At 41.5% G+C, this 25,514-nt stretch carries 26 protein-coding genes; 7 read left to right on the forward strand and 19 right to left on the reverse strand.

Annotation, left to right across the window (positions count from 1 at the left end):
• Window positions 1-24: 24 nt before the first annotated feature.
• Window positions 25-459, forward strand: a complete 435-nt coding sequence (locus tag KTO63_RS05070) for a hypothetical protein (protein WP_217790143.1) — start codon at window positions 25-27, stop codon at window positions 457-459.
• Between the two features lie 255 nt (window positions 460-714).
• On the opposite strand, the gene KTO63_RS05075 is transcribed toward KTO63_RS05070, so the two are convergent.
• The 14 genes from KTO63_RS05075 to KTO63_RS05140 form a co-directional block, all read right to left on the reverse strand.
• The gene (locus KTO63_RS05075) at window positions 715-1,188 is read right to left on the reverse strand and encodes a ribonuclease H-like YkuK family protein (RefSeq protein ID WP_217790144.1); all 474 of its coding nucleotides are present in this window, start codon (window positions 1,186-1,188) and stop codon (window positions 715-717) included.
• Window positions 1,189-1,246: 58 nt separating this feature from the next.
• Window positions 1,247-2,845, reverse strand: coding sequence for a T9SS type A sorting domain-containing protein (locus tag KTO63_RS05080; protein ID WP_217790145.1), 1,599 nt, complete (start codon window positions 2,843-2,845; stop codon window positions 1,247-1,249).
• Between the two features lie 86 nt (window positions 2,846-2,931).
• Window positions 2,932-3,408 (reverse strand): hypothetical protein, encoded by a 477-nt coding sequence (locus KTO63_RS05085; RefSeq protein ID WP_217790146.1) that lies wholly within the window; start codon window positions 3,406-3,408, stop codon window positions 2,932-2,934.
• A gap of 359 nt (window positions 3,409-3,767) precedes the next feature.
• Complete coding sequence (locus KTO63_RS05090; RefSeq protein ID WP_217790147.1) at window positions 3,768-4,130, reverse strand: CoA-binding protein; 363 nt, start codon at window positions 4,128-4,130, stop codon at window positions 3,768-3,770.
• A 75-nt stretch (window positions 4,131-4,205) separates the two neighbouring features.
• Window positions 4,206-4,988 carry a fatty acid desaturase family protein gene (locus KTO63_RS05095; protein ID WP_217790148.1) on the reverse strand — a complete coding sequence of 261 codons (783 nt, stop codon included), beginning with the start codon at window positions 4,986-4,988 and terminating at the stop codon, window positions 4,206-4,208.
• A gap of 218 nt (window positions 4,989-5,206) precedes the next feature.
• Window positions 5,207-6,181, reverse strand: coding sequence for a TIGR01777 family oxidoreductase (locus KTO63_RS05100; protein WP_217790149.1), 975 nt, complete (start codon window positions 6,179-6,181; stop codon window positions 5,207-5,209).
• A gap of 192 nt (window positions 6,182-6,373) precedes the next feature.
• Window positions 6,374-6,880, reverse strand: coding sequence for a GbsR/MarR family transcriptional regulator (locus KTO63_RS05105; protein WP_217790150.1), 507 nt, complete (start codon window positions 6,878-6,880; stop codon window positions 6,374-6,376).
• A 54-nt stretch (window positions 6,881-6,934) separates the two neighbouring features.
• A complete protein-coding gene (locus tag KTO63_RS05110; RefSeq protein ID WP_217790151.1) occupies window positions 6,935-7,687 on the reverse strand; it encodes an energy transducer TonB in 753 nt (250 codons plus the stop codon).
• A gap of 27 nt (window positions 7,688-7,714) precedes the next feature.
• Complete coding sequence (locus KTO63_RS05115; RefSeq protein ID WP_317195739.1) at window positions 7,715-8,866, reverse strand: NAD(P)/FAD-dependent oxidoreductase; 1,152 nt, start codon at window positions 8,864-8,866, stop codon at window positions 7,715-7,717.
• Between the two features lie 17 nt (window positions 8,867-8,883).
• Window positions 8,884-9,582, reverse strand: coding sequence for a methyltransferase domain-containing protein (locus tag KTO63_RS05120; protein WP_232373028.1), 699 nt, complete (start codon window positions 9,580-9,582; stop codon window positions 8,884-8,886).
• Between the two features lie 129 nt (window positions 9,583-9,711).
• A complete protein-coding gene (locus tag KTO63_RS05125; RefSeq protein WP_217790153.1) occupies window positions 9,712-10,821 on the reverse strand; it encodes a type III polyketide synthase in 1,110 nt (369 codons plus the stop codon).
• A 3-nt stretch (window positions 10,822-10,824) separates the two neighbouring features.
• A complete protein-coding gene (locus KTO63_RS05130) occupies window positions 10,825-11,682 on the reverse strand; it encodes a UbiA family prenyltransferase (protein WP_232373029.1) in 858 nt (285 codons plus the stop codon).
• A 274-nt stretch (window positions 11,683-11,956) separates the two neighbouring features.
• On the reverse strand, window positions 11,957-12,667 hold the full coding sequence (pepE, locus tag KTO63_RS05135) for a dipeptidase PepE (RefSeq protein ID WP_217790154.1): 711 nt from the start codon (window positions 12,665-12,667) through the stop codon (window positions 11,957-11,959).
• 249 nt (window positions 12,668-12,916) lie between these two features.
• Entirely contained in the window at window positions 12,917-14,578 is a 1,662-nt protein-coding gene (locus KTO63_RS05140; RefSeq protein WP_232373030.1) for a hypothetical protein, read from the reverse strand.
• Between the two features lie 67 nt (window positions 14,579-14,645).
• On the opposite strand from KTO63_RS05140, the gene KTO63_RS05145 reads away from it, so the two are divergent.
• The 6 genes from KTO63_RS05145 to KTO63_RS05170 all read left to right on the forward strand — a co-directional run bounded on the left by KTO63_RS05145 (window position 14,646) and on the right by KTO63_RS05170 (window position 20,980).
• Entirely contained in the window at window positions 14,646-15,989 is a 1,344-nt protein-coding gene (locus KTO63_RS05145; protein WP_217790156.1) for a dihydroorotase, read from the forward strand.
• Between the two features lie 194 nt (window positions 15,990-16,183).
• The gene (locus tag KTO63_RS05150; RefSeq protein WP_217790157.1) at window positions 16,184-17,503 is read left to right on the forward strand and encodes a MutS-related protein; all 1,320 of its coding nucleotides are present in this window, start codon (window positions 16,184-16,186) and stop codon (window positions 17,501-17,503) included.
• A gap of 261 nt (window positions 17,504-17,764) precedes the next feature.
• Window positions 17,765-18,460, forward strand: coding sequence for a ClpP family protease (locus KTO63_RS05155; protein WP_217790158.1), 696 nt, complete (start codon window positions 17,765-17,767; stop codon window positions 18,458-18,460).
• 152 nt (window positions 18,461-18,612) lie between these two features.
• Window positions 18,613-19,245 (forward strand): ClpP family protease, encoded by a 633-nt coding sequence (locus tag KTO63_RS05160; protein ID WP_217790159.1) that lies wholly within the window; start codon window positions 18,613-18,615, stop codon window positions 19,243-19,245.
• A 186-nt stretch (window positions 19,246-19,431) separates the two neighbouring features.
• The gene (gene clpX, locus KTO63_RS05165) at window positions 19,432-20,673 is read left to right on the forward strand and encodes an ATP-dependent Clp protease ATP-binding subunit ClpX (RefSeq protein WP_217790160.1); all 1,242 of its coding nucleotides are present in this window, start codon (window positions 19,432-19,434) and stop codon (window positions 20,671-20,673) included.
• Window positions 20,674-20,806: 133 nt separating this feature from the next.
• On the forward strand, window positions 20,807-20,980 hold the full coding sequence (locus tag KTO63_RS05170) for a hypothetical protein (RefSeq protein WP_217790161.1): 174 nt from the start codon (window positions 20,807-20,809) through the stop codon (window positions 20,978-20,980).
• Between the two features lie 77 nt (window positions 20,981-21,057).
• Here KTO63_RS05170 and KTO63_RS05175 read toward each other — a convergent pair whose 3' ends face one another.
• From KTO63_RS05175 to KTO63_RS05195, 5 genes are all read right to left on the reverse strand, one after another.
• Window positions 21,058-21,429 carry a CCC motif membrane protein gene (locus tag KTO63_RS05175; protein WP_217790162.1) on the reverse strand — a complete coding sequence of 124 codons (372 nt, stop codon included), beginning with the start codon at window positions 21,427-21,429 and terminating at the stop codon, window positions 21,058-21,060.
• Between the two features lie 3 nt (window positions 21,430-21,432).
• Entirely contained in the window at window positions 21,433-21,711 is a 279-nt protein-coding gene (locus KTO63_RS26515) for a DUF2752 domain-containing protein (RefSeq protein WP_394371617.1), read from the reverse strand.
• Window positions 21,712-21,954: 243 nt separating this feature from the next.
• The gene (locus KTO63_RS05185; protein WP_217790164.1) at window positions 21,955-23,094 is read right to left on the reverse strand and encodes an acyl-CoA dehydrogenase family protein; all 1,140 of its coding nucleotides are present in this window, start codon (window positions 23,092-23,094) and stop codon (window positions 21,955-21,957) included.
• Window positions 23,095-23,259: 165 nt separating this feature from the next.
• On the reverse strand, window positions 23,260-24,195 hold the full coding sequence (locus KTO63_RS05190) for a helix-hairpin-helix domain-containing protein (protein ID WP_217790165.1): 936 nt from the start codon (window positions 24,193-24,195) through the stop codon (window positions 23,260-23,262).
• A gap of 431 nt (window positions 24,196-24,626) precedes the next feature.
• Entirely contained in the window at window positions 24,627-25,424 is a 798-nt protein-coding gene (locus tag KTO63_RS05195; RefSeq protein WP_217790166.1) for an MBL fold metallo-hydrolase, read from the reverse strand.
• Between the last annotated feature and the right edge of the window lie 90 nt (window positions 25,425-25,514).

The following is a 25,514-nucleotide window of genomic DNA, read 5'->3' on the forward strand; positions in this document are numbered from 1 at the left end:
CAGAGTATTGAAAAACTCTACGTTATGAAACAACGACTCCTTTTATTTTTCTTACTTTTTAATGTATCCTTTGCCTTTGCGCAGTCCCCAACCTATGAAAAAGATTCAAAGGAGGTGGCTAAAGCCGCAAAAGACAGGGCGGTAAAGAATGGCTACAAGTCATTGATAAATTTCAACGCTACCAACGGCGCATCCTTCTACATCTATCCCAGTAAAAGTTACCTGGTTCTTTACATTTACGATATATCACCAAATGTGGCAACGGATTTTAATGCACACATAATGAGCCCGGACACCGCCATTGAAAGAAAATATTCCGCCATTCCAGAAGATGTCCTTGTACATGGAACCGCGAAAGTTGCGGCAACACGTTTTAAAACACCAGCTTTCAAAGAAAGCAAGCTTCCGGTGAAAATTAATGCTAATCCTAAGGCGAAGATTTATATTTATTATAAGTAGGGATGTAATTAATAATTAATAATGAATAATTAATAAGGCAGCAGTCTTTATAGATTGCTGCTTTGTTTTTTTGTGTCAGCTGCGATCTCTTATTTCCGGTGTTGCAATACAAATGAAAGCACAAAACCTTAAGGTGTTGAACTATTAATTACTAATTATTAATTATTAATTGCTAAGTATAGGGGAGATAATGACCTGAGCTGTGTGTAACACAACTTTAGAGGAGTGCGAAATTGTAGAGAGAGTGTGCCGGTTTTAGTTCACCACTTTATTTGCGCAGCTGCTGCTGGCAAAGGCTTCCGGCTTGGCTTTAAAGGCAAAGCCCATACCCAAAATGTAACCCATCGCTTCTTTTAAAGCATCGTTGCTTTTAAAATGCGGATTGGTGTTGATATCGGCATGAACTTCCATGTCCACATCGTACACAGTAAACAGATCGCAAAGCTCGTAAGCGATTTCAATACTCTTTGCAACCTCTACCAGCATACGTTCTTTAATACTGAATTTCTGTTTTGTTTTATCGTTGTGAATGAACATGAAACCTCCATGTCCTTCACGCAGGAAAACAATAACAGTTGCAAATTCAGTTTCGATACCTTTTACCTGCGAATCTGTACCGATGCACACTTTCAATCTAAACCCACGTTCAACTTCACGCTTGATGGCCGTTTCCACAGCCTGCGTTATGGGTAGCTCAATAGTGTCACCATTAAACTTTCTCCAGATCATAAAAAATGAGTTTTCCGAATTTACCGAAAAACTCATTGTATAACAAAAACTTATTATGTTATTGTTTGATTAATTTCTCGCTTTGCTGCGATGTTCCATCGTTCCAGGTGAAAAATAGCATACCCGTTGCAGTTGACGGCAATTGAATATTCGCAGTGCCTGTTGGCGTTATGCCCCTCGCGATCACGCGACCCGCCATGTCAACAACCTGGTAGTTGTAGGCCTTGCTGCTGGTCACTTTCAGGGTGTTTGTCACCAAGTTTGACCATATTTTCAGGCCTTCATTGTTTCCATCTTGTTTAATGCTCACAACATTCGAGTAATACGTTTTCTGTTCGTTGGCGGTAATGGCTTTTATTCTGTACATCAAAGTGCCATTCGTTAGTGGTTTGTAAGAGTATGATCTTGCACTTGTTGACAGATCCGTAAGCTGCGTGAAATTTGCACCATCGGTAGAACTTTCCATGGCTAAGACACTCACCGGCTCATCCGCTTCGTATGTCCATGTAAACTGATTCGTGCCGTTATTGCTGTTGCCTTTTAGCTGCAGGTTATGTAGCGGAAGTGTTGCCAGCGAAGATTTTGCAGTTAAAGTATAGTAGCCGAGGCTTCCATATTCTGAGTGGTTTATGTTGCTAACACCATCTACTGCAAGGTAATACGTACCGGCATTTAAGGTAGTGTCGATACCTGCGTTTAGCAACATCGAAGGGTTGTACCTGTTAAGTGTATCGCCGTTGCCGTTAAGCAAAGCAACTTTAATATCAATATTTGCTCCTTCGTCATTTGCGCCAACATTTTGTGGAATGGCTGAAAGACTGAAGCGATTCTTTTTTAGAAAAGTTATTTTAAAAACGTCAACATCCACTGCAGAATTGATAAGGCCGGAGGCAGTAAAACCAAGATCCGGCGTATTTACCACAGTGCTTTTGGCCATAGTGTTACCAACATCGTCGGTTCTGTAGCCAAAATTGTTAGCGCTTCCTGAAATGATATCGAGGTCGCTTTGAATATTGAGTGCGTTTTCTGTATTGGGGCCTTTGTGCCAGGTAGTTTGGTTCTTGTAATATCCTACACCCATAATAGGGGCCCATCCAATTTCACCGGTGCCTTGGCCACCGTTGTATTCAGCCGTTTTGTTGCCGTTTACATCATAAGTGCTTTGGTGCTGTAAGCCAAGCGTGTGGCCTATTTCATGCGCTGCCGATTCTGCTACATACTTGGTAACGTTATTGAGCAGTTTGTTGAAAACAAAGGAAGGCGTTCCATTTCCCCATGCAAAAGATCCTACAAAAGATACACCGCCCGCAGAACCATACCAGGAACTGGTAGGGGTAAAGATCACTCTTATGCGCTGTGTTACAGGAGCTTTCGCAAACACTGTGGAATCTGTTGTAATGTTGAGGTTGAACGGACGATAGTCTTCAGAAATGCGATTGAAGATCTCAGTGATCTGGGCAGTTGTAAGGCCAGATGGCTGAGCATCAATCGGTCCATCCCAGTTCCAGCTGGTGCCGGTAACGTATTGACCATCAAAGTCGAGATAAACGGTCGCCTTTGCAGACGGATAGCTGCTCAGTATAGGTACCTGGGCAATTAGTTTTGGTGCGTACATAGCAATGATGGCTATGCATAGGACACGTAATAGGACTTTCATAAACATTGGATATTCGAAATAAACACTTCAAGTTTTCTAAGAGGGTACGGATTAAACGCTAATAGAACATATATAACAGGGAAAATCTATTCGGGTAATGGACAATCTGCAATGACCAACGAACGCTGTTGTTTTTTGAAAAAGTAGCGACCATTCTCATTTACAAGCAACAATACATCACCAGATGCACGGTTATGCATAATGCCAGTATACGAAACGGAGCCATTTTCCTGCTTTATTCGTGAAAGCGTGAGAAGTGCGTTGTTGTAGTTTGTGCAACGAACATTGATCGTTTCCACCTGCGGATCCGGCTGAGATTTTTCAAGAACCTCTCCCGCAATGGTAAGATTGCTGTCGATGTTTAAAATGATTTGTCTGCCTTTGTTGTAGTTAAAAGATTTGTCAATAACCGACAGTGAACAATTGGTTTTCGTCTGTAAGTTTTTGAACAGTAAAGGCTGCGGCGAAGTAGTGTTTTCAGCAATCTTGCGTTGCTGAGAAAAACCATTAAGTGAAAGGGCTAGACATAACACTATACCCCCGTTGAAAAGCACGGCTTTCATGGAATTGAATTTTTGGATTTTAAACGATCTCTAAAGGGTACGGTGACTTGCCCGGAGGCAATGATTATTTATCACAAACGGTGGTTTCTGGGGAATATTGTTTTGATGTGGAAAAAATTAGCGAAGTCAATTAAGAATTAGGAATTAAGAATTAAGAATGCTGGAGGTCGGGCATTGCGCATAGTTGATAACTTTTTCAACGAGGAAGTCCATATCACTAACGGTAAGGCCAACCTAATTCATTGCCGTTCGGCTTTAGCCAACGGAAAAGCACAAGAAGAGAATCGAAATCTGTAAGAAATATTCGACCGCAAAAAAATCAGTGTAAATCAGTCAAATCAGCGTCATCTGCGTGCCCACTAGTACTGGCCGGTGCTCAGCAAAACCAGTGTACACGCTTCCTGAGTTTTAATGTTGTTATCCTCCGCCAGTTTTTCCAGCTCAGTATTTTCAGTGCCCGGGTTGAAGATGATGCGTTTAGGCTTCAACGATAATATATAATCGTAGTATTCCTTTTGATGTGTTTCGTTCAGGTAAAGAGTAACAGTATCTACATCCTCAAATTCCTTTTTGTCTTTGGTAACATCTATTCCCGCTATGCTGGTGTCTCTGCGGCCTATAGCTACAACAGGATGCCCGTGCTGTTTCAAGCTATTGATGGCGAGGTTGCTGTAACGTGCCGGATTGTCTGATGCCCCTAAAACTAGTGTCTTCTTTTTCATACCATAAATTTATTAAAAATTCCAGACCTGACAGGTTTGTCAATGTTTTAGGTCCAGGCCAGTTCGCTGGCATATTTAGAAAGTCTTCTTTTTTTGAAGGTCGGGGATTGCTTCATCTATTCTTTTCGCCAGTTCGGGTAATTTGATGGTAGGGACTGCGGGAAACAAATGATGTTCAAGATGATAGAACATGCCAAAGGTTAATCTGTTTTTCCATTCACTCCTTTGTGTTCTTGCCATTGAAGGATTTTCCTCAGTATCATGGTGAACGGTCCACACAGCAAAGAAAGCCATTAAAAATTCACCGATGACCATAACCACGATGTGGTAAATGAGAAAATGGATCTGAAAATAAAACACGGCGGAAGCGAAGACAATCACGGCCGCAAGCTCAGCAAGCACATTCTTTTTATAGTTTCTATTGCCTTCTTTTAAAGTGATTTGGTGTATAAGAAACATATGCACCGGCCCATAAAAAATGGCGCCGAACCAACTCATATGTGCAGACTTGCCTTCCTGGTCTTTCTCCGAAAGGCAATATTTATGGTGCCTCAAGTGATTGAATTTTACCGCGTGAATGGATACAATCATTAGAATGCTATTGGAGAACAGTGAAAACCATGTAAGAAATTTATTGGTGCCAAGTGAATTGTGAAAACCGTTGTGCACCTGGCGTAAAGAAGTGAGGAAAAAGAAAGCTGAGAATGGAAGAGCCAAAACATAGTAGTGATAATATGCCAGAGCGCAAGAAGCGAAAAACCATGGGATGGTCAGGTTGTTTTCAATCAACATTTCTTTCGTTGAAAGTTTTCTCAAATCTTTCCAGTCAACTTTTTGAAGTATTTCTGAATGTGTCATGGTGTTGGGTTAGGAATTTTCAGGTTAGGGGTTTTATTAACTCTATGTCGTTTAGTTACCATGTTAATGCCCTACGGGCAATGTAGTCCGTCTATGCTTATTTCTATTAATATTATTCCGCTACGCGGAAGGGTTGCCCGTAGGGCATTTATATCAATAGAAAATATAGTAACATGTACAAAATTGTCCGTAGGACATTAACACACAAAGTTTGAATCTCAGAACAAATGATACCACCTTCTCGGCACACTCTGCACAATGCTCTCCATAGCGGGGCCCAATTCCGCATACTTGAATACAAAGCCGCTTTCAAGCATCCTTGTAGGAACTACCCAACGGCTTTTTAAGATCAGTTCTGCTTCCGTACCGATGAGTTTTGTGCCGATGTAAAGCATCCATTTGAAAGCAGGAAGGCCGATTACATGTCCACTCACTTTGCGAAGTGTTTTCATAAATTCATTATTCCGAACAGGAAACGGAGAGCTGATGTTGTAAGTGCCATTCATTTCAGGATGATTGTATATCCAATCAATGGATCGGCAAACGTCTTCAATATGAACCCAGCTGTACATTTGCCTGCCACTTCCCTGATGACCACCCAATCCAAATTTTAAAAGATTAAAGTAAGGAACCATTACGCCGCCATCGCCGAGTGTGATCGCCATGCGGAGCGCTACTTTGCGGGTTTGAGGAGTGGTTTCTTCGTAGAAGTTTTTCTCCCAAAGTTTGCAAACCTGCACAGAAAAATCATTGTGATGTTCACCGGTGTACTCGTCCTGCGGCCTGTCTTCGGCGTGGCGGTAAATGGTGGCAGAAGCTGCATTGATCCAGAGTGTAGGGGGATTGCTGATGGTACGGATCGCTTCGCCTATCGCTTTTGTTGCATTGGTACGGCTATCAAAAATTTCCTTTTTATTTTTTTCGTTGTAGCGGCAGTTAACAGATTTACCGGCAAGGTTAATCACCACATCTGCATTCATGAATGACAGCGCCCATGTGCCAAGATTCTTTCCGTCCCATTTTACATACTCAATATTCGAGTGGTGAATAAGCGACGATTGATAAGCATTGTTTTGCTGATCCGGCAATTGCCTTGTAAGAATAACAATGCGATTGTTTTCGCAGAAATATCTCGCCAACCGCTGACCAATAAATCCAGTTCCGCCTGCGATAATGATCTTTTTGTTTTTCATGTCTGTATGTTTTGAACTTTCAGAAAAAAATGAAATGACGGGGTATTAAAAAAGCCGTTTTAAAACAGCTTTTTATAAAGACCTGACAGGTTTACGCGACTTCTTGCTTTTATTCACGAATCTTGTAAAACCTGTCAGATCTATTGGAGGCTCCTCCTATTAATTATTCTTTATTAATTATTAATTCGCCTCTCACTTAAACATCTTCAGCATTGTACTCAAAAACCAGCTCTCTTCACTCTTGATCATCGTATCCAACGTCTTGTCGGCTTGTTCGCCAAACTTTTTAATACCATTGATGGTATCGAGAAAAGCCTTCGTTTCTTTATCTTTTTTATCGCCTTCTACAGTTGATAATTGATTGATCAGTTTCATCATTGGATCCAGCTCACGTTTCTTTCTCTCCTTTATAATTTGCGTAGCTACTTTCCAGATATCTTTTTCGGCAGTAAAATATTCCTTACGCTCGCCCGGAACAATTACGCGGTCCACAAGCCCCCAATCTATCAGTTCACGAATGTTCATATTTGCATTGCCACGGCTCACGGAGAGCTGCTCCATCACATCATCCTGCGTTAAAGGATCAGGACTGATAAGCAACAATGCATGCACTTGCGCCATAGTACGGTTAATGCCCCAATGTGTGCCAAAGGCTCCCCAAGATGCGATGAATTGCTGTTTAGCTTCTGAAAGTTTCATAAAGTAAAGATAGAATATACTTTCTGAATTTTCAAAAATTAATGAAAATTTGTTTTATTGTAGCCTGAAAGTGATGGGTTGTCGTTTATAGGTTTTAACGTTCACTCCGTTCTTTTGGCCGGGTTGCCATTTGGGAGATTTCTGTAGCATACGTAACGCTTCTTTATCGAGCGAGTATTCAACCGAGTGGTAAATTTCAATATCAGTTAGCGATCCATCTTCCAAAACAATAAACTGAAGAACAACATTCCCCTGGAAGTCATGATTAAAAGCTCTTTCGGGGTACTTCAGGTTTTTTGACAAATATTTTCCCCAGGCACTTGTACCGCCCGGAAACGACGATTCTATTTCAATACTTTCTTTGCTGGTATTTGTCGTTTTAATACCCGCTGCCCGCTCTGCCTGGCTTAGCTCTTTAACGATCTTACCGTTGGAGAAAATTACTTCTTTTATGCATTGGTTGGAATCGCTAAAGCATAACGTACTTCCATCCAGAACGCCATTCTTGTAGTTGCTTACGGAATCAATGTATCCGTTTGGTTTAAAAATGGTACATTCTCCGTCCAATGCCTGTGTTTCGATATTTTTATATGACTCAATTCGCAACAAGGGTCCGGAAAAATTATAATACCAGCCCTGCCAGCTGCTATCGTTCACCTTTCTTAGTTCGAGTAAATATTTGGCTTTTTTAAGATCTGTAGCCTGCTCCCATTTTTCATTGAAAAGATATAGGTTGCCATCCTGGGAAAAAGCCTTGTTAATGCATGTAAAAAGCAATACAAGGCACACTAATTTGCTAAATTTCATACGTTTAGATACGGGTTATCACTTCGGTTAATAGGGTTTGCCATGGGTTTGGCGGATCAAATATCCAATAAATTTTGGAAACGGCTTGATGGTCCTGATAAATGCATTCGTCATCCATTCCTTGCCAAACATGCTTTGTATGAAGCGCCCCGTTTTAAGGCGAGTTGAAAAATGTTTGTTCCACGTGCCGATGTATTGTCTCTCCATGCGGTCGCGGCTTATTTTGCCTTGCAAAAATTGATCAATATTTTCAAATGCAGTTTTGCTTGCATGAAGTGCCATGCTCATGCCATTGCCGCAAAGTGGTGTAATCATCCCACACGCATCACCAACCATGAAAACATGATTTTCAATGAGCGATTTTTTTTCAAACGAGATTTGTGAAATGGTAACCGGTGATGAAAATAGAAATCTAGAAGTGCTGAAGATCTGCTTTAGGTAAGGGTTCTCGAACAAGACATTCTGTTCGAGTTTTCCAAATGAATTATCATTCTCCTGCAAGTTCGCAGCCGTGGTTAAGTAACACAAACAGTATTTATTGCCCTCCACCCGCGACATACCGCAATAACCATTTTTGTAATTGTGCAATGCAATGGTATCTGCAGGAAAATCCGTTTCAATGTGATACTTGACGCCTATATAATTATTGAGCTTGTTGGGTTTTTGTCGAATGAACGGACGCTTCCATTTTACATCAAGATTGCTACGCTTGCCATACGAGCCAACAGCCATTTGACACAATAACTCTTCATTGTTGTATTTCACGCAAAAGCTTCCGTTTTCAAAAACAACATCCGTCACCTTGGTATTTTCCAGTAAGAGAACGCCTGCCTCCCGGGCAAGTTTTGACAATTCAAAATCGATAGCGTAACGGCTGATACCAAAGCCACCCAGCGGTAGGGGCTCTTCAATACTGCGTCCATCCGGCGAGGTGACGATGAGTTTTTTTATAATGGGCAAATCCATTTCCTTGAGCCGCAAACCCAGCGATTCCAAAAATGGCCAGCTTTCGAGGCTTATGTATTCTCCGCACACCCGGTGAAAAGGATAGGTTTCTTTTTCAAATAAAATGACCTTATACCCGGCCCTTGCGGCCTGTATGGAAAGCGATAAACCGGCAAGGCCGCCGCCAACGATCGCAATATCGTATGTTGTAGTATTTGTTTGACTAGTTTCCACAGACGTCATTTTTCATGTCATCGTTTTACAATTATCAGCCATCGAAATGCCCATTTCCATTTAATAGAATGTCTATGAAGAGAGGCGCCTGACAATATCGTTTTCAATTCACTTTTCGAGAAGCCACGCAATACTGAAAGCGGCGCATCATTTTTCACAAGGTAGGATCGCGAAAAAATAACCGTCAGCATTTTTATAGAATAGTAAGCCAGTCTGTTACGATGGAGGTCATTTACAAAAAAACCGAGAGAGCTATTGTCATGCATCCATTGAAACATTTTTTGCAATTGCTCTTCTAAAAAGTGGTGACAAAAAAGGGAAGAAAAAATAATGTGCGGTTTTTGAGTAAACATCACTTTCGCGTAGTCAGACCTTATCCACTCGCAGTTTAATGAAGGGTTTTTTTCCCTCGCATACTCGATGCAATGTTCATTAATGTCGATGCCGATAAAAAACGCGGCAACGTTATTTTTTTCGCACCATTTATTTACGGCGTAAAGATTGTCACCACCACCACAGCCAATCTCACAAATGATAACCCTTTCAAGTTTTTGTGTTTGTAACAATTCCTTTATTCCGTCGAGTGTAATGCCATGGCCGCCCAACCAGGTGTTGATAAAATCAAGCTCCTGCATATTGCGTTTGATATCGTTGAAAGGAATATCATCACGATCGAGGAGTTCCGGGGTATATGAGCGTTGCGAAAAATTCATCATTTTGATTTAGAAAGAACGCAGATTGTCATGGTTGTCATGATTTTTAATGATTTGAGATTTAAGATCTGAGGAGTTCTTCAATATCAAATGTCAAATCTCAAATCAAAAGATCTTGACCTATCATGACAATCATGAACATCTGCGTTCCTTTTCCAGAAACATCGTTTCCATAGTGAGCCCCGGCCCAAAGGCGGCGCCAAATATTTTGCAATCATCCCTGTTTTGCAATCTTTTCTTCATAATGTCTTTCAGCACAAACAGGATAGTTGGCGAGGACATATTACCGTATTCTTTCAAAACATTGTAACTGTCCTGCAAAGCATTTTCCGGCAAGTCAAGGCTTTTATGAATTGCTTCCAGAATACGTTTGCCACCAGGGTGTATGCACCATTCGTTGATCTGCGCTTTTGAAGATTTATAGTGTTCCATTGCACGACTCACAAGTGAATTAAAGTCTTCTTCAATTAGTTCGGGCACATAACCGCTCAGCGTCATCAAAAAGCCTTTGGAAGAAAGCTCCCAACTCATGTCGTTCTTGCCTTTTGACAATACTTCCGAGTAAAAGCCGTCAATCAAAAGCCCTTCTTCACTGTAGCTATTCCCCGTAACCATTACAGCCGCCGCGCCATCGGCAAATAACAAACTGGCGGCAATATTGTCGGGGTCAGATTCTCTTTGAAAATGCAGCGTGCAAAGTTCCGTACACACGATCATTACTTTTGCCTGCTCATCTGCAAGGCAAATGGCGTTTGCAAGTTTTAAAGCATGAATAGCTGCATAACAACCCATGAAATTTATGGAAGTGCGAAATATATTATTGGGCAAATCAAGTAGTTCCATCACCTGCAGGTCAAGGCCCGGCGCACTCATGCCCGTACAGCTTACGGTAATAAGATGCGTAATGTCGTTTTTATCCAGCGATGTTTCTTCGAGGCAATTCCTGATCGCATTTACAGACAATTCCGGAGCAAATTTGTTAAACCATTGCATACGCATTTCAAGTGAAGGAAACGGCTCCAGGTTTTCAGATTGAGGATAGAACTGCCAATCGGGTACTGACCTGCTGTAATCAGGAATAACTGAATATCGACTGTCTATGTTGCTATGGTGATATAGAAATTTCAGCTTGCGGTTTCCTACGGCATCCAGTGCATAGACACATTGCATGAATTGCAGGATATCTTCCTGGCTGTGCTTATGTGGCGGAACCGCCGTTGCTATGTTTATTATCTTGCTCAATGGTTATCTTAAAAATAGAAGCGTTATAAAGTAAATACAAGTACAGCCCGATGCAATGATATTCATTTGCAGGCTGTTTTTAAAATCTGCCTTTTGAGGGTTTTTCCAAACGGCATTCATCCACCACAAAAAATAGACAAGAACCGGTGTCATGATGGTAAGAAACAGATACAGGATCTTGTCGTTTCCATGTATATACGATAAATACCAGATGCAGGTTGCTGCAAGTGAAAATATTATACTGCAAAAAATAAACGTGCCCCTTTTTCCCAGTAACATGCTAATGGTCCTCACTCCGTCTTTTTCATCTTCCTCAAACTGGTAAATTTGAGTAAGCGGATAATAACCTCCGATCAAAAACGAAGAGGCCAGCATACATACCAGCGGAATATCCAAAGATCTTTCAACGCTACAACCATAATATACCAATGCAAAAACGAAACCACCCTGGAAGATAATAACCGTCAAATAACCAATTACAGGATATTTTTTGAGCCTGATACCACGATAGCTGTATGCTCTTGATGCCAGAATATATAACAACGAACCAATGCCAAAAGTTAGATCAATAACGATTGTTCCTGCAACAACAGCTACTGCATCCATAATAACGGTAAGGTAGAACAACTCTTTGGTGGGCATCATAGGTTTGGAAAGACCGCCAATGGCAGATTCATCTCTGTCCATGTAGGAATTGTAGCCATTACTGGATGGATAAACCAGAACATGGAGTATTAAAAAAACAAAAAAAGTATGCCATAGATTTATTTGGGGGACCTGGCTTACCGCAAACAGGAAAACGGGCAATAAAAAAATAGAAAAATGAAACCGGAGCAGTTGTATGGTTGACTTTTGGAGCATGGTTTAACTAAAGTAAGTAAAAGGTGTTGCACTTTTTAAGATGGCATGTTGATTAACAAGGCATGGAACTAGTATTATCGACGACGTCATTGCGAGCCCTGCGGTGAACCATTGCTTGCACCACAAGAGCAAAGTTAAAAAATCAGCGTGCGGGCGAAGCAATCCCCGTGCGCATGAGATTGCTTCACCCGGTCTCCGTAGTGTTACACTCTTTTTGTTGTTGAATTATCACGCTCTGCCGGTCTCGCAATGACGAGTGCAGATGCGAGACTTGCTACTTCAGCAAAAAACCAAAATCATCAGTCGCCTCCAATTCTTTTATTTCCTGCCCGTATTTGAACAGCCTTAGCGTTCTGCTTCCTACTAAAGAAATACTTTTGTTTTCTACTAAAAACATACATCCTTCGCGAAGCCCCGTTACATACATGTTTTTGTTTGCTTCAATATACTCCAGCAACCGCTGTTCGCGTGTTTCACCTGCGTGATGCTCCGGGTGTGCATCCAAATAGTGAGGGTTAATCTGGAACGGAATAAGATTAAGTGCGTTGAAACTTTGCGGTTGCACAATCGGCATATCGTTCGTTGTGCAAATGGTAGGCGCAGCGATGTTGCTTCCCGCGCTCCAGCCAACATAAGGAGTCCCGTTCAAAACCTTGTCACGAATAGCCTCGACAAGGTTCAAGTCCTGTAAATTTTTTAATAAATGAAAAGTATTTCCACCGCCGGTTACAATTGCCTGGGCATTGTTTATAGCCTGCAGCGGATCTGCCGCTTTATGAATGGACTTTACCGTTACGTTAAATTCTGCAAAGCGTTCCTGTACCTTGCTTTCATACTCATCATAAGAAAAAGTAACGGCAGCAAAAGGAATAAAAACAACTTCGGTTACATTGCTTTTTTGCAAGAAGTCAGCAATGTATTTTTTTGGATATTCAAGATATTGTTCTCCGGCATTGGTGGAGTTGCTGAGCAATAAGAGACGCATGTTTAATCAGTGTTAAATAAAAAATCAAAAGTAAAAAGTAAAAAGCTTTGTTGCGGCATCGCCGCGCTTTTTACTTTTTACTTTTGATTTTTTACTTAGTATTAGTAGTCGTATTCCTAACGCCTTGGTTCGTGTCTCCACGAACCACTATTCAGCTTTCGCGGTTCGTGGAGACACGAACCATGGCACAAAAAAATGTCACCACAAGCTGTGGCGACATTGAAGTATAAACATTTCATACATCGTAGACTAATAGTCGTATTCCCTTCTGAACATATTCAACCGCAGCCCCAGCGTAAACATCGTGCTGTTGTTATTATAACTCGAATAACTCGGAACACTTAATTTTCTGTACATAAAAGTTCCGTCGACAAACAGGTTTTCCAACACTTCGTACCCAACCCACAGCGAACCATTTACACCGGTTCCTTTTGCACCGCTTCCAATATTGAACCCAAAATCGCCCGGACGTGTATTGTAATCTTTGAAAACGTTTCCACCGTAGTTGGTGCCCGAAGAATCCAAACCTTGTCTCCATGCAATCAGTTTAGCCTGGATAGAGAGTTTTCTCAAAGGCTGGTAACGGATAATGCCGATGCCTTCTACAAAATTGGCCCCGAATGGATGCGCCAGCGGTTGGTTGTAGTGCGTCCAGTTGGCCACTGAATCATAGTGAGAATAAGTGTAAGGACGAACAGCATTGATCTCACCCTGGATATCAAGATTTTTAATGCCAAACGCATCAATGTATTTCATACCGGCCTGAATGCCATATTTGTTGCCCCACCAGCCATCCTGGTCCTTTACATGGCTCAGCACAAACTCATCCAGCATGATCTGTGAATAGAATTGTAGTTTTTTAGCCACGTTTGCTTTAAGGTCAATGCCAATCATTGAGTTATCGCCACTACCATTGTTCGACTCCGCCGGACGCAGGAAAATAATTGGATTCAGGTAAGCAAGTTCAATGCTATTGGTACGGCCATACACCACATTATCAAAAAGGCCAACGTTCAGCCATTTTGTAACATTCATGCTCAATCGATGTATGGTAGAGTATTTTTTGTCTACAACTGTATTCCCTGCTGTAATGTTTTTGTCTTGCGGCACAAGCTCATTAACCAGCATCTCGTAATTAAGCTTCCAAATCCTTGTGCTTAATTTCAGGAAAAGATAGTTGTTTGAAAAGTCGCTCAGGAAAAGACTTCTGTAGCCATTTCCGTAGAAGTTTTTATCAAAGCCGAATTGTACATTAATGTATTTTGTAACGTTGAAGTAAATAGAACCCCGCCCGTCGAAGTAGTCGTAAGCCGTTGTTTTAAATGGCTTGTAAAAACCTGCTCCCGGCACTGCGTGGAAACTGTCAACCCATTTTTGCACAAAACCCGGAGTGCGTTCCTGGTTGTCGGTAAGATAAAAATCGAAGCCGATCTTTTTAGCGATCAAACCACGGCCACTTAGTCCGCGTGTGTTAAGGAAAAGGCTTTCGTTATTGTCTTTTTCTTTCGAGATTTGAAACTGCAACACAGGATTTATCGCAAGAAAGAAGTCTTTAGTGTCAACCTGGAAGAAATTTGCCTTTGTTTTATAGATCGTGTTCCAGATAGGATGTTTGCTATTGTAAGCAGATTTGTCGCCGCTTACCCATTCGATGTTATTGGCAAAAAAGCTTTGAAGATTGGCCCTGTCCACATTGGATAATTTTAAATTGCCATCCAGTGAGTCGGTTTTCAACAACAGTTCGGCTCTCTCCACCAGCATTTTTCTGTTTTGCGGCTTCACAAATGAAAAGTTGAGCACCGAATCTTTTTGAGCCTTAATCTCCAGCCTGTCGAGCATTTGCTGGTATTTTGTCTGCTGCGGCAGCAAACTGGACTGGGCAATCGCAATCGAAGGGCTAAGAATTATCATAGCCCTAAAAAGTGTTTTTATAAATTGCATGCTGGTACGATTATATAAATATTTATTTTTTTAAAATATGCAAAAATTCCTGATTAAAAATATTACTATCGTTAATGACGGTAAATCTTTGCCGGGAGATGTATTGATCAACAATGGCCGGATAGAAAAAATAGGAAGCAATATTAATACCAACGGCTCGGTTACGGAAATAAACGGTGAAAATAAATTTCTATTGCCCGGCGTAATCGACGACCAGGTGCATTTTCGCGAACCCGGCTTAACGCATAAGGCTAACATTTATACAGAGTCGAAAGCAGCCGTTGCCGGTGGTGTAACTTCGTTTATGGAAATGCCCAACACCATTCCCAATGCATTAACGCAGGAATTGCTGGAAGAAAAATATACCATCGGGGCAAACACCTCGCTGGCCAACTATTCGTTCTTCATGGGTACGGGCAATGACAACAGCGATGAGGTTTTAAAAACAAATGACAAGAGAAAAGATGTTTGCGGTATAAAGATCTTCATGGGCTCTTCTACCGGAAATATGCTGGTAGACAACTATCTCACGCTCGACAAAATTTTTAGTGAAAGCGAAGTGCTGATCGCCACGCATTGCGAAAACGAAAGAATCATTCGCGAAAACCTGGAACGTGTTAAGGCAGAAAACCGCCCGCTCACAGCCGCTGATCACCCGATTATCAGGGATGATATAAACTGTTTTGAATCTTCATTTGCTGCCGTTCAGCTGGCAAAGAAACATAATAACCGTCTGCACATTCTGCACATAAGCACGGCAAAAGAATTGCAGTTGTTTACCAACATGATCCCTTTGAAAGATAAAAGGATCACTACAGAGGTATGCGTGCATCACCTGCACTTTACAAGCGATGACTATGCACGCCTCGGAAATCTTATAAAATGCAATCCTGCCATTAAAGCGCCGTTCAACAAAGAAGCACTTTGGCAAGCGATGCTGGATGACAGACTGGACATTATTGCCACCGACCATGCGCCACACACATGGGCCGAAAAAAATGAACCTTACGAGAAAGCGCATGCGGGATTACCGCTGGTACAACATTCGCTTTCTTTAATGCTGCATTATGTAAAGCAGGGAAAAATTTCAATTGAAAAAGTGGTAGAAAAAATGAGCCATGCGGTAGCGGAATGTTTCCAGATTGAGAACAGAGGCTACATTCGCGAAGGTTATTTTGCCGACCTCGTTATCGTAGACATGAATGCGCCCACCACTGTAAACAAGTCAAATATTCTTTACAAATGTGGCTGGAGCCCGCTCGAAGACTTTACTTTCCCAGCCTCCATCACGCATACTTTTGTAAATGGAAATCTTGTGTATGGAAATGGTGTGTGGGATGAATCTAATAAGGGAATGAGATTGAGGTTTGACAGAGACTGATCGAATAACTGAGTAACTGAATAACTGAATGGTTGGGTATTTGAGTTTCATATTTCTTGATTCTTTCTGACGTTCAACTTTAAGTTATTCTGTTATTCGCCTTACAGAAAGCCCGCATTCGATAGCTTTCTCCGACGTTCAACTACTCAGTTATTCAGTTACTCAGTTATTCAATTATTCCCTAACTTGACTCTATGAACATCGACAAAGTTACCTTCAACGACCTGTCCATTTTTTCTCATGAGGAGGAGTTTTCTCTTTTTCATAAATTCAACTTCACGCAAACAACAGATGGTAAAGCGTGGCTGGCGAAATTTTTCTCCGAGCCTTTTACAGATATTGCCCGCATCAGGGAAACGCAACAGATCATTAAAACAATTATAGAAAAAGAGGCGCAGTGGCCCACTCAAATTACCAATGGAACTATTATGGTGATTGAGAAATTCTATGATTATGGCATGGACCCATTGCCCGACCATGCAAATATGGTCAATGCTATTTCCTACAAACTTTTACATGCTCCTGACTACTCTCTTACACGATATTCTGTTACACACTTTGCCGATTTGGTAAAAGGTTTCATGAAGCTTGTTGAAGTATTCGATAATAGCGATACGCCTAAAATGCTGCGCACTTTTATAACGAGAGCGAAGGATCTCATGAAGCCCGCGATCATTGATAAGCTGGCGCAAATAGAAAAAGACGTAAAACTTTCTCCGGTGCAAACCGTTTACTTCGGGCACTATTTGAGAAACAGGTACAAGTCATCAGCAAATGAGCTGATCAATATTTTTGGTCGCATCGATGCATGGTATTCTATGGCGATGGCGGTAAAAAAATTCAACCTTACTTTTCCATCTTTCATCGAAAGCGAGCAGGCATATCTCGATGCAAAAGATTTGTATCATCCGCTGTTGCCAACGCCTGTTTCATACAATGTAAAGCTTGATACGAGCAATAATTTTCTTTTTTTAACCGGCGCAAACATGGCGGGGAAAAGCACCTTCATCAAGGCTGTTGGGTCAGCCGTTTACCTTGCACATTTGGGAATGGGCGTGCCTGCAAAGAATTTCGAGCTCAGCTTGTTCGACGGCATTTTGAGCAACATTAACGTGAGCGATAATATCGTGAAAGGAGAAAGCTATTTCTTTAACGAAGTGCAGCGCATAAAGAGAACCATTGAAACCATCAACAACGGTAAAAAATGGCTCGTGCTCATCGATGAACTTTTCAAAGGCACAAATGTGCAGGATGCAATGAAGTGCTCATCAACCGTTATCAAAGGATTGATAAGAATTCCTAATTCACTCTTCATACTTTCCACGCATCTCTACGAAATAGGCGAAGAGTTAAAAGTTTTTCCAAACATCATCTTCCGTTATTTCGAAACCTCCGTGTCGCAAGATCAACTTGTATTCAATTACCAGTTAAAAGAAGGCATCAGCAACGACAGGCTGGGGTACCTGATTTTGAAGAGGGAGAAGGTGATTGACTTGCTGGAAAACATTAGGTAGTTGAGAGTGGAGAATTGAGAGTTGTTAGTTAGTAGTTGTTAGCCAATTAATGAAACGATCTGTCAAAAGGTTAGATACACGTAAAGCCTGGCAATTAACAACAAGCAACTCCATCACAGCGAGCCAACTCTCCACTCTCCACTCTCAATTCTCCACTGTTCCTGACGCTCTGTCAGTTTTTTACAATTTTTAAAAATTGGAAGGAGATTTGGTAATAAATACATACTTTCAAACTAATTAATAATCAGAAAGGAAATACGTATGAATTTTCAAAAAGAATTTGAGAAATATGCCGTTAAACATCGGGGTATTTCCAGCAATACACTAAACGATTATAATAAGTACCAGGTTAATAATCTTACTCCAAATATTATAGAGGAAAGGCCCATGAACATCGCGGTTATGGATGTATACAGCCGTTTGATGATGGACCGTATTATTTTCCTTGGTTACCCTATTAATGACGAAGTGGCAAACATCATTACTGCCCAGTTGCTATTCATGGAAAGCACTGACCGCGGCCGTGATATTCAAATGTATATCAATAGCCCCGGCGGTAGCGTTTACTCCGGCATGGCGGTTTACGATACAATGCAATTCATCACTCCGGATGTGTCTACCATTTGTATAGGCATGGCGGCTTCAATGGGCGCGGTGCTGATGTGTGCCGGAACAAAAGGCAAGCGTACAGCGCTTAAACACAGCCGTATCATGATACACCAGCCAAGCGGCGGCATCGGCGGTCAGGCCAGCGATATCGAAATCACTGTAAATGAGATCAGAAAACTGAAAAAAGAATTGTATGAAGTGATCTCTCTACACACTGGGAAACCAATAAAACAAGTAGAAAAAGACAGCGACCGCGACTACTGGTTGACTTCATTCGAGGCAAAAGAATACGGTCTGGTAGACGAAGTATTATTGGTAAACCCTCGCAAAGAAGCAAAAGAAAGCTAAAGAAGTTTTAAGTAGTAAGTAATAAGTTTTGAGTTGAGAAAGCAGCTTTGAACTTATGTCGAGAGCTTCTGGTTATAATTTTTGACCTTCTTCACAACTTATTACTTATAACTCAAAACTTATAACTCATAACTTAAAACTCATAACTCAAGATGAATTATTCAAAATATATAGCGCCACTTAGAATGGACGATGAAGAGGAAGAAAAACCAGAAGAAGGCAGAAGAGATGAGCTGATAATGCTTAACAAAAGACTGGAACAGCTTTTCTTCGAAAAAAGAGCCGTTTATTTATGGGGCGTCGTTGACGATAAATCCGCACGTGAAGTAACTACTAAAATGTTGTTGCTCGATGCAGATAAACCAGGTGAAGAAATTAAATTTTACATCAATAGCCCGGGTGGAATGGTAACCAGCGGTATGGTTATTTATGACACTATGCGAATGATCAAAAGTCCGGTAAGCACCATTTGTATGGGCTTGGCAGCCTCAATGGGTTCCATCTTGTTGAGCGGCGGTACCAAAGGACGCAGGTTCATTTACGAACACGGGGAAGTAATGATCCACCAACCTAGCCTTGGCGGTTTTATGCAGGGCGTGAGCGCTGACCTGGAAATTCAGGCAAAGCAAACAAGAAAGGTAAAAGAGATCGGCGCGAAGATCCTGGCTGACAACTGCGGCAAGACCGTGGCACAAATTATGAAGGACTTTGACCGTGATTACTGGATGGATGCTAAAGAATCTATTGAATACGGCATTGTGGACGGCGTATTGGACAAACTATAATTTTGTCTATTTTTTAAAGTGTTGACAACTAATTAGGTATATAAAAAACCGCTGCTTATTGCAGCGGTTTTTTGCCTATTATTGTCGTATTACGGGGGAATCGCATTCACCCCACCGGGAATAATCCCTAAAAGTTGCTTATCCGCAACTATTGGGTAACTTTGTAAAACTGATATAAACTAATAAATGGCTAAAAACACTTTACATTGTTCTTTTTGCGGGCGCAGCAGGGATGAAGTGAAAATCCTTATTGCGGGACAGGAAGGACACATATGTGAAAACTGCGTGGAGCACGCCCGTGAGATTATTGAGCAGGAGCTGATGATCCGTACCGATGCTACCATTTCCTCATCATCTTTTAAACTAACGGTTAAGAAACCGGTTGAAATAAAGAGATACCTCGACGAATACGTGATTGGACAGGATGATGCTAAAAAAATACTTGCAGTTGCGGTATACAACCACTACAAGCGTCTGCAGCAGAAAACAGGCACAGAAGGTGAAGTAGAAATTGAGAAAAGTAACATCGTAATGGTGGGCGAAACCGGAACCGGTAAAACCCTGTTGGCGAAAACAATTGCCAAATTGTTGAATGTTCCTTTTGCGATCGTTGATGCAACTGTATTTACAGAAGCCGGTTATGTAGGTGAAGATGTTGAAAGCATTCTTACCCGTTTGCTGCAGGTTTGTAACTATGATGTCGCCGCAGCAGAAAGAGGAATCGTTTACATAGATGAGCTTGATAAAATTGCCCGTAAAGGCGATAACCCTTCCATTACCCGTGATGTAAGTGGAGAAGGTGTTCAACAAGGTTTGCTGAAACTTTTGGAGGGAACCGATGTACTGGTACCACCACAAGGCGGACGTAAACACCCTGAGCAAAAACTGATCAAACTAAATACACACAATATATTGTTCATTTGTGGTGGCGCATTTGATGGCGTTGACAAAATCATTTCACGCAGGGTAAATACCAATGCGATTGGTTTCAATGTAAACAAAGAGCACCAGGAAGCAGCAAGAAAGAATTTACTGCAATATGTGAACGCGCAGGATTTGAAGAGTTTTGGTTTAATACCAGAGTTGTTGGGACGTTTGCCTGTTGTAACTTATCTGAATCCGCTGGACACTACAACACTTCGCTCAATTCTTACAGAGCCTAAAAACTCACTTTCAAAACAATACAAGAAATTGTTTGAATTGGAAGGAATTGAGTTGGCAATCGATGACGATGTATATGATTTCATGGTAGAAAAAGCAATGGAATACAAGTTGGGTGCGAGAGGATTGCGTTCTATCTGCGAAAGCATTTTAACTGACGCCATGTTCGAACTGCCATCAAGCAAAGAAACCAAGTTCCATCTTACGCTTGAGTATGCGAAGAAGAAATTTGACAAGAGCAAGATGAGCTTGTTGAAAGTAGCTTAAGAATAAGATTTTTGATGTGCGGTGTACGAAGTGCGATGTACGAAATGTTTTTGGTGCTGTTAGCTTAATGACTTTCGTACATCGTACTTCGTACACCGTACACGTTTAACTGAGAGATAAAAACTTTAAACATATGGACGAACTGATTAAACAATTAATGGCAGAAGGTTTGACAGAACAACAGGCTTACAAAGCGATTGAAGTAATTAAGAATTTTGCAAAGAAGAAATTCCCTTTATTCGGCGGAGCACTTGATAAATTGTTCGACAAATACGGTCCTAGTGAGGAAGAAGATTTTATGCCGTAATAGAATCCTCTCAAGAAAAAGAAAAGCTGCAACTTCTGTTGCAGCTTTTTTATTTATGGTCAGATCTTGTGTAAAAATTAGAACTGTCCGTGCTTTAAAAAGTGCGAAGGATCGCTTAATGCAGCAGCACCCGCAATAATAATTATAGCAATTACGAACAGCAGATACAATGCTGAAAGAATGATTCCTACAATAGCACAAACGCGGCCAGCTTTCAAATTGTTATAAGATGAAGGTATGTACAGCGAAGGGTTAGCATTATAAAGTGCCATGTCTTTTTTTGCAAGAATCAGCGCAATGATACTTGTAATAAGGCCCACAATGCCATAACAAAAACATCCTACAATTGAAATGATACCCAGCACAAGGACTGCTGTTGCATTGGGCAATGGTGTTTGTTGGAAATTCAAAAAGTTCTGTTCTTGGTTTGGTTCCTGGAAGTTTTCCATCAGTTAAAAGGTTTTAAAATTGTTGATTGTTTTAAAAATATAAGATGAAATAATAATTACCGCGCAAAACAAGTGCGAATATTTAAGCACGGTTCCGCCGGCGCTAAATTTAAATCGAAGATGCAATATAAGAAAGCAAATGGTTAGAATTATTGGGATGGTTGCCGGATACATCTGCAAACTTTCGGCTAGATCACCTTTCAGCAGGTAGATCACGCTTCTTTGCAAGCCACAACCCGGACAATCTATATGCAGGAATTTTTTTGAAGGACAAGCCAGCATATGGCTTTGCAGCCAATTGATGAAAGTGCTATAGATGGAGGTCTGCAAGGGCGCTTTTGTTGAGGCCGCAAAATAAGGAACAATTAGGAATCAGAAACCAGGAATTAGAAATTAGGAGTTAGGAATCAGAAAGAATGGTGAAACTGCTTTGCATGGCTATATTCTAATTTCTAATTCCTAACTTCTAAAAAAATGCCCTCTTAGAAAAAAGGGCACGAATTATAGTAAGCAATCGTAGAAAACCTATTTTAAAGCCTCACGGGCTATGACAATCTTTTGAATTTCTGAAGTGCCTTCACCGATGGTACAAAGCTTGGCATCGCGGTAATATTTTTCTGCAGGGAAATCTTTTGTGTAGCCATACCCACCGAAAATCTGTACGGCTTCTGTAGCGGCTTTTACGGCAATTTCACTGGCGTAATATTTTGCCATCGCAGCCTTTTGGGTCACCGGCAAATGTTTTGTTTTAAGATCACAGGCTTGTTGGGTCAATAGTTCCGCAGCTGTTATCTCCGTGGCAAGATCTGCCAGTTTAAAGCTGATTCCCTGGAAGTGCGAAATGGGTTTATTGAATTGATGGCGCTCTTTGGAATATTGCAAAGCGCATTCGTAAGCACCTTTGGCAATACCAAGACTAAGCGCCGCAATTGAAATACGTCCGCCGTCCAGGACTTTCATCGCTTGATGAAAACCGTTGCCTTCACTTCCCAGAACGTTTTGATCAGGAATGAAGCAATTATCGAAGATCATTTCGGCGGTTTCGCTGGCACGCATGCCCAGCTTGTTCTCCTTCTTTCCACCGGAAAATCCCGGTGTTCCTCTTTCAACTATAAAAGCAGTGGCATTATTGTGCTGGCGCGGTTCGCCGGTTCTCGCAATTACAACCGCTACGTCGCCGCTTTTGCCGTGAGTGATCCATGATTTGGTACCATTTAGCAGCCAGCCGCCTTCCTGTTTTACCGCTACCGTTTGCATATTTCCCGCATCGCTGCCGGTGTTGGGTTCTGTAAGTCCCCAGGCACCGAGCCATTCTCCGGAAGCAAGCAACGGAAGATATTTCTTCTTCTGCGTTTCATTGGCAAAGGCCAAAATGTGGCCAGTGCACAAAGAGTTGTGTGCGGCAAGGCTCAGGCCAATACCACCACAGACTTTGGATATCTCCTGTATCACAACAATGTACTCGGCATACGACAGTCCTGAGCCACCGTACTCTTCAGGGACCAAAACGCCCATGAAGCCCAGTTTACCCATTTCTTTAAATATGTCTGCAGGAAAATGTTGACTTTCATCCCACTCAGAAACGTGGGGTTTTATGTATCGGAGCGCAAAATCTCTGGCCGTCTGCGCTACTTGTATTGTGAGATCCTGTGTATCAAAATTCATAAGCAAGCAATCGTGGTTTAAAAAAAACAAGCAATCGTTAATGGCAAGCAACCAGAGAATAATGCAATTGTCAGCCGTTCATGTCTGACAATATATAGTAAGCAAATCGTTAAAGGCATTGCAATATAGAAACTATTTCAATAGAAACTAACATTCGTTAGTAATTTATTTTATTGACACATATGGATAAATTTTTTTATAGTCGTCCTCAGATATCAAGGCAATCTTTCGAAGGTCCTCAATGGATTGAAATTCATTGTGTTGAGAGCGGTATTGCACAATTGCGTTGGCAATTTTCCAGCCTATGTAAGGGTGTTGTTTTAGGTCATTTGCCGTGGCAACATTAATATTTATCTGTTTTATACCGCCCTTTCCAACAGTTAGATAACTGCTTATTTTTTGAAAAGTAGAATCAGGCAAACGGTACGTTTCTGCTATCTGGCTCACATCGCTGAATCCTCCCAATTTTTCCCGGAAGTTAACTATGCGCTGGGGAAGCTTGCTGCCAATTCCCTGCAGTGATTTCAGCAGATTGGTGTCGGCGCTATTAACATCAATAATGGAAAGTTTCTTCTCCGATTTTGTGGCAACACGATCTTTATGCATGTCAGTTTTATATGTCTCCGCGTCATCGATTCTAACATATGGAATAAGCCTTTGTGCATCTGCTTCCCTGAGGCTATATATTTTTAAGAGGTCCTCCGGCTTTCTGAATTTTCCCCCTTTCGATACGTAGTTGAGAATTGTATGGATATTTTTTTCGTTTAACCCAAGCCGTTGCCAATCTGATTGCGACGCTGTGTTTGGGTCAAAATAAAACAGCTCGCCATGTGTGGGAGTTTTATCGTTGTTAAAATCGCGGTAATCTTTTTTCTCATAGTGACTATTGTAATCAGAGCGGGTCTCCTTTTTGGTTTGTAGTTTTGCTACCTGTTCCTTGAAATCCTTTACGACTGCATCATCCGGAGGACCAGGATTTGAAAAAAAGGCGGGCAATAGAAAGACAATAACAACTATTATCAGCAGAACAATTACTCCAATTCTTTCTTTTTTAGTGAAAGAAAAATAATCCTTCCACCATTTTTTGTTTGTAAACGGCATACAGAAAATGAATGTTTGAGAATGTTATTCAAGGTCTGTACCGGTCGGCAGGTTGGAGATGCAATGATAAATTGTTTGCGGATGTTTGACTAATTTATTTTCGTGTAGTGGTTGCCGTTAAATAATAACTGAGAGAATTTAACCTGTTTCTTTACCACTGAGACACTAAGGACACTAAGTTTCACTAAGAGAATCCTAAGCGAGGCTTAGTGTCCTTAGCGCCTTAGTGGTAAAACTTGAGATGTAAAGTAATCTCCGGGAGGTTGCTGAGATTGCTTCGCCCTGTTCTTGACTGTCTGTCTTTGCCTTTGTTACTTGGCTATTCGTCCTCTGCCGGTCTCGCAATGACGTGCTGTCTTGTTGACCAATCACAGAAAGAATGGAAAATTGTTTCGAGGACAGTCGCACATAGGCTTCAGTTATTCAGTTACTCAGTTATTCAACTCCGTCTCTTCCCGCTGCAGCTTCAATCCATCATACGCCAAATGCATGCCGGGCGGCAACTCCGCAGTAACTTCTTCGTGCTTGCCGAGCTGGTGGCTGATGTGTGTGAAATAAGCCTGGGGCACATGTAGTTCGTGCGTCAGATCAATCGCTTCCTGTAGTGTATAATGCGAAATGTGCTTTTCTTTTCTCAGCGCATTCACCACCAGAATGTCGCTGCCTTTGATTTTTTCCTTTTCGCTATCCTCGATTCTGTTGGCATCGGTGATATAAGTAAAATTGCCAAAGCGGAATCCGAGCACCGGCATTTTCAAATGCCAAACTGTGATTGGGATAATTGGAATATCGCCCACCATAAAGGGAGATCCATCAATGGTGTTGAGTTTTATTTCGGGAAGACCGGGGTATTTAAAATCGGAAAAGGCATATGGAAACTCGCGAATGATCACCTCCTGGGTCATTTCGTTCGCATATACCTGCATTTCTTTTTTATAAAAATAGTTATAGGCGCGAATGTCGTCCAGGCCGGCAACGTGGTCCTTATGCGGGTGAGTAAACACAACTGCGTCCAGCTGCATTACGTGTTCACGCAGCATCTGGTACCGAAAATCTGGGGTGGTATCCACTACCAATGTTGTTTTGGCGGAGCGTATCAACACGCTGCTGCGCAATCTTTTATCTTTTTTATCGGTGGACGTACAAACGGCGCAAGTGCAGCCAATCATTGGAACACCATTACTGGTGCCTGTTCCAAGAAATGTTATTGTAAGAGGAGGACATGTCACAAGCGAATTTAATAAAGAATCGGGAATGGTGGGGTAATTTGAAAATTTGAGGATTTGAAAATTTGAAAATGCTTTCCGCGCATAAGCCAA

It is taken from the genome of Pinibacter aurantiacus, assembly GCF_019130065.1.
GTDB classification, from domain to species: Bacteria; Bacteroidota; Bacteroidia; order Chitinophagales; family Chitinophagaceae; genus Pinibacter; species Pinibacter aurantiacus.

What these genes read in the sequence shown, in the direction of transcription:
- KTO63_RS05160 (WP_217790159.1), top strand. Translation starts at nt 18,613, where the DNA reads ATGAATTATTCAAAATATATAGCGCCACTTAGAATGGACGATGAAGAG.
- KTO63_RS05140 (WP_232373030.1), bottom strand. Translation starts at nt 14,578, where the DNA reads ATGATAATTCTTAGCCCTTCGATTGCGATTGCCCAGTCCAGTTTGCTG.
- KTO63_RS05085 (WP_217790146.1), bottom strand. Translation starts at nt 3,408, where the DNA reads ATGAAAGCCGTGCTTTTCAACGGGGGTATAGTGTTATGTCTAGCCCTT.
- KTO63_RS05070 (WP_217790143.1), top strand. Translation starts at nt 25, where the DNA reads ATGAAACAACGACTCCTTTTATTTTTCTTACTTTTTAATGTATCCTTT.
- KTO63_RS05095 (WP_217790148.1), bottom strand. Translation starts at nt 4,988, where the DNA reads ATGACACATTCAGAAATACTTCAAAAAGTTGACTGGAAAGATTTGAGA.
- KTO63_RS05150 (WP_217790157.1), top strand. Translation starts at nt 16,184, where the DNA reads ATGAACATCGACAAAGTTACCTTCAACGACCTGTCCATTTTTTCTCAT.
- KTO63_RS05185 (WP_217790164.1), bottom strand. Translation starts at nt 23,094, where the DNA reads ATGAATTTTGATACACAGGATCTCACAATACAAGTAGCGCAGACGGCC.
- KTO63_RS05105 (WP_217790150.1), bottom strand. Translation starts at nt 6,880, where the DNA reads ATGAAACTTTCAGAAGCTAAACAGCAATTCATCGCATCTTGGGGAGCC.
- pepE (WP_217790154.1), bottom strand. Translation starts at nt 12,667, where the DNA reads ATGCGTCTCTTATTGCTCAGCAACTCCACCAATGCCGGAGAACAATAT.
- KTO63_RS05080 (WP_217790145.1), bottom strand. Translation starts at nt 2,845, where the DNA reads ATGAAAGTCCTATTACGTGTCCTATGCATAGCCATCATTGCTATGTAC.
- KTO63_RS05130 (WP_232373029.1), bottom strand. Translation starts at nt 11,682, where the DNA reads ATGCTCCAAAAGTCAACCATACAACTGCTCCGGTTTCATTTTTCTATT.
- KTO63_RS05075 (WP_217790144.1), bottom strand. Translation starts at nt 1,188, where the DNA reads ATGATCTGGAGAAAGTTTAATGGTGACACTATTGAGCTACCCATAACG.
- KTO63_RS05170 (WP_217790161.1), top strand. Translation starts at nt 20,807, where the DNA reads ATGGACGAACTGATTAAACAATTAATGGCAGAAGGTTTGACAGAACAA.
- KTO63_RS05100 (WP_217790149.1), bottom strand. Translation starts at nt 6,181, where the DNA reads ATGAAAAACAAAAAGATCATTATCGCAGGCGGAACTGGATTTATTGGT.
- KTO63_RS26515 (WP_394371617.1), bottom strand. Translation starts at nt 21,711, where the DNA reads ATGCTGGCTTGTCCTTCAAAAAAATTCCTGCATATAGATTGTCCGGGT.
- KTO63_RS05110 (WP_217790151.1), bottom strand. Translation starts at nt 7,687, where the DNA reads ATGAAATTTAGCAAATTAGTGTGCCTTGTATTGCTTTTTACATGCATT.
- KTO63_RS05090 (WP_217790147.1), bottom strand. Translation starts at nt 4,130, where the DNA reads ATGAAAAAGAAGACACTAGTTTTAGGGGCATCAGACAATCCGGCACGT.
- KTO63_RS05145 (WP_217790156.1), top strand. Translation starts at nt 14,646, where the DNA reads ATGCAAAAATTCCTGATTAAAAATATTACTATCGTTAATGACGGTAAA.
- KTO63_RS05175 (WP_217790162.1), bottom strand. Translation starts at nt 21,429, where the DNA reads ATGGAAAACTTCCAGGAACCAAACCAAGAACAGAACTTTTTGAATTTC.
- clpX (WP_217790160.1), top strand. Translation starts at nt 19,432, where the DNA reads ATGGCTAAAAACACTTTACATTGTTCTTTTTGCGGGCGCAGCAGGGAT.
- KTO63_RS05155 (WP_217790158.1), top strand. Translation starts at nt 17,765, where the DNA reads ATGAATTTTCAAAAAGAATTTGAGAAATATGCCGTTAAACATCGGGGT.
- KTO63_RS05190 (WP_217790165.1), bottom strand. Translation starts at nt 24,195, where the DNA reads ATGCCGTTTACAAACAAAAAATGGTGGAAGGATTATTTTTCTTTCACT.
- KTO63_RS05120 (WP_232373028.1), bottom strand. Translation starts at nt 9,582, where the DNA reads ATGATGAATTTTTCGCAACGCTCATATACCCCGGAACTCCTCGATCGT.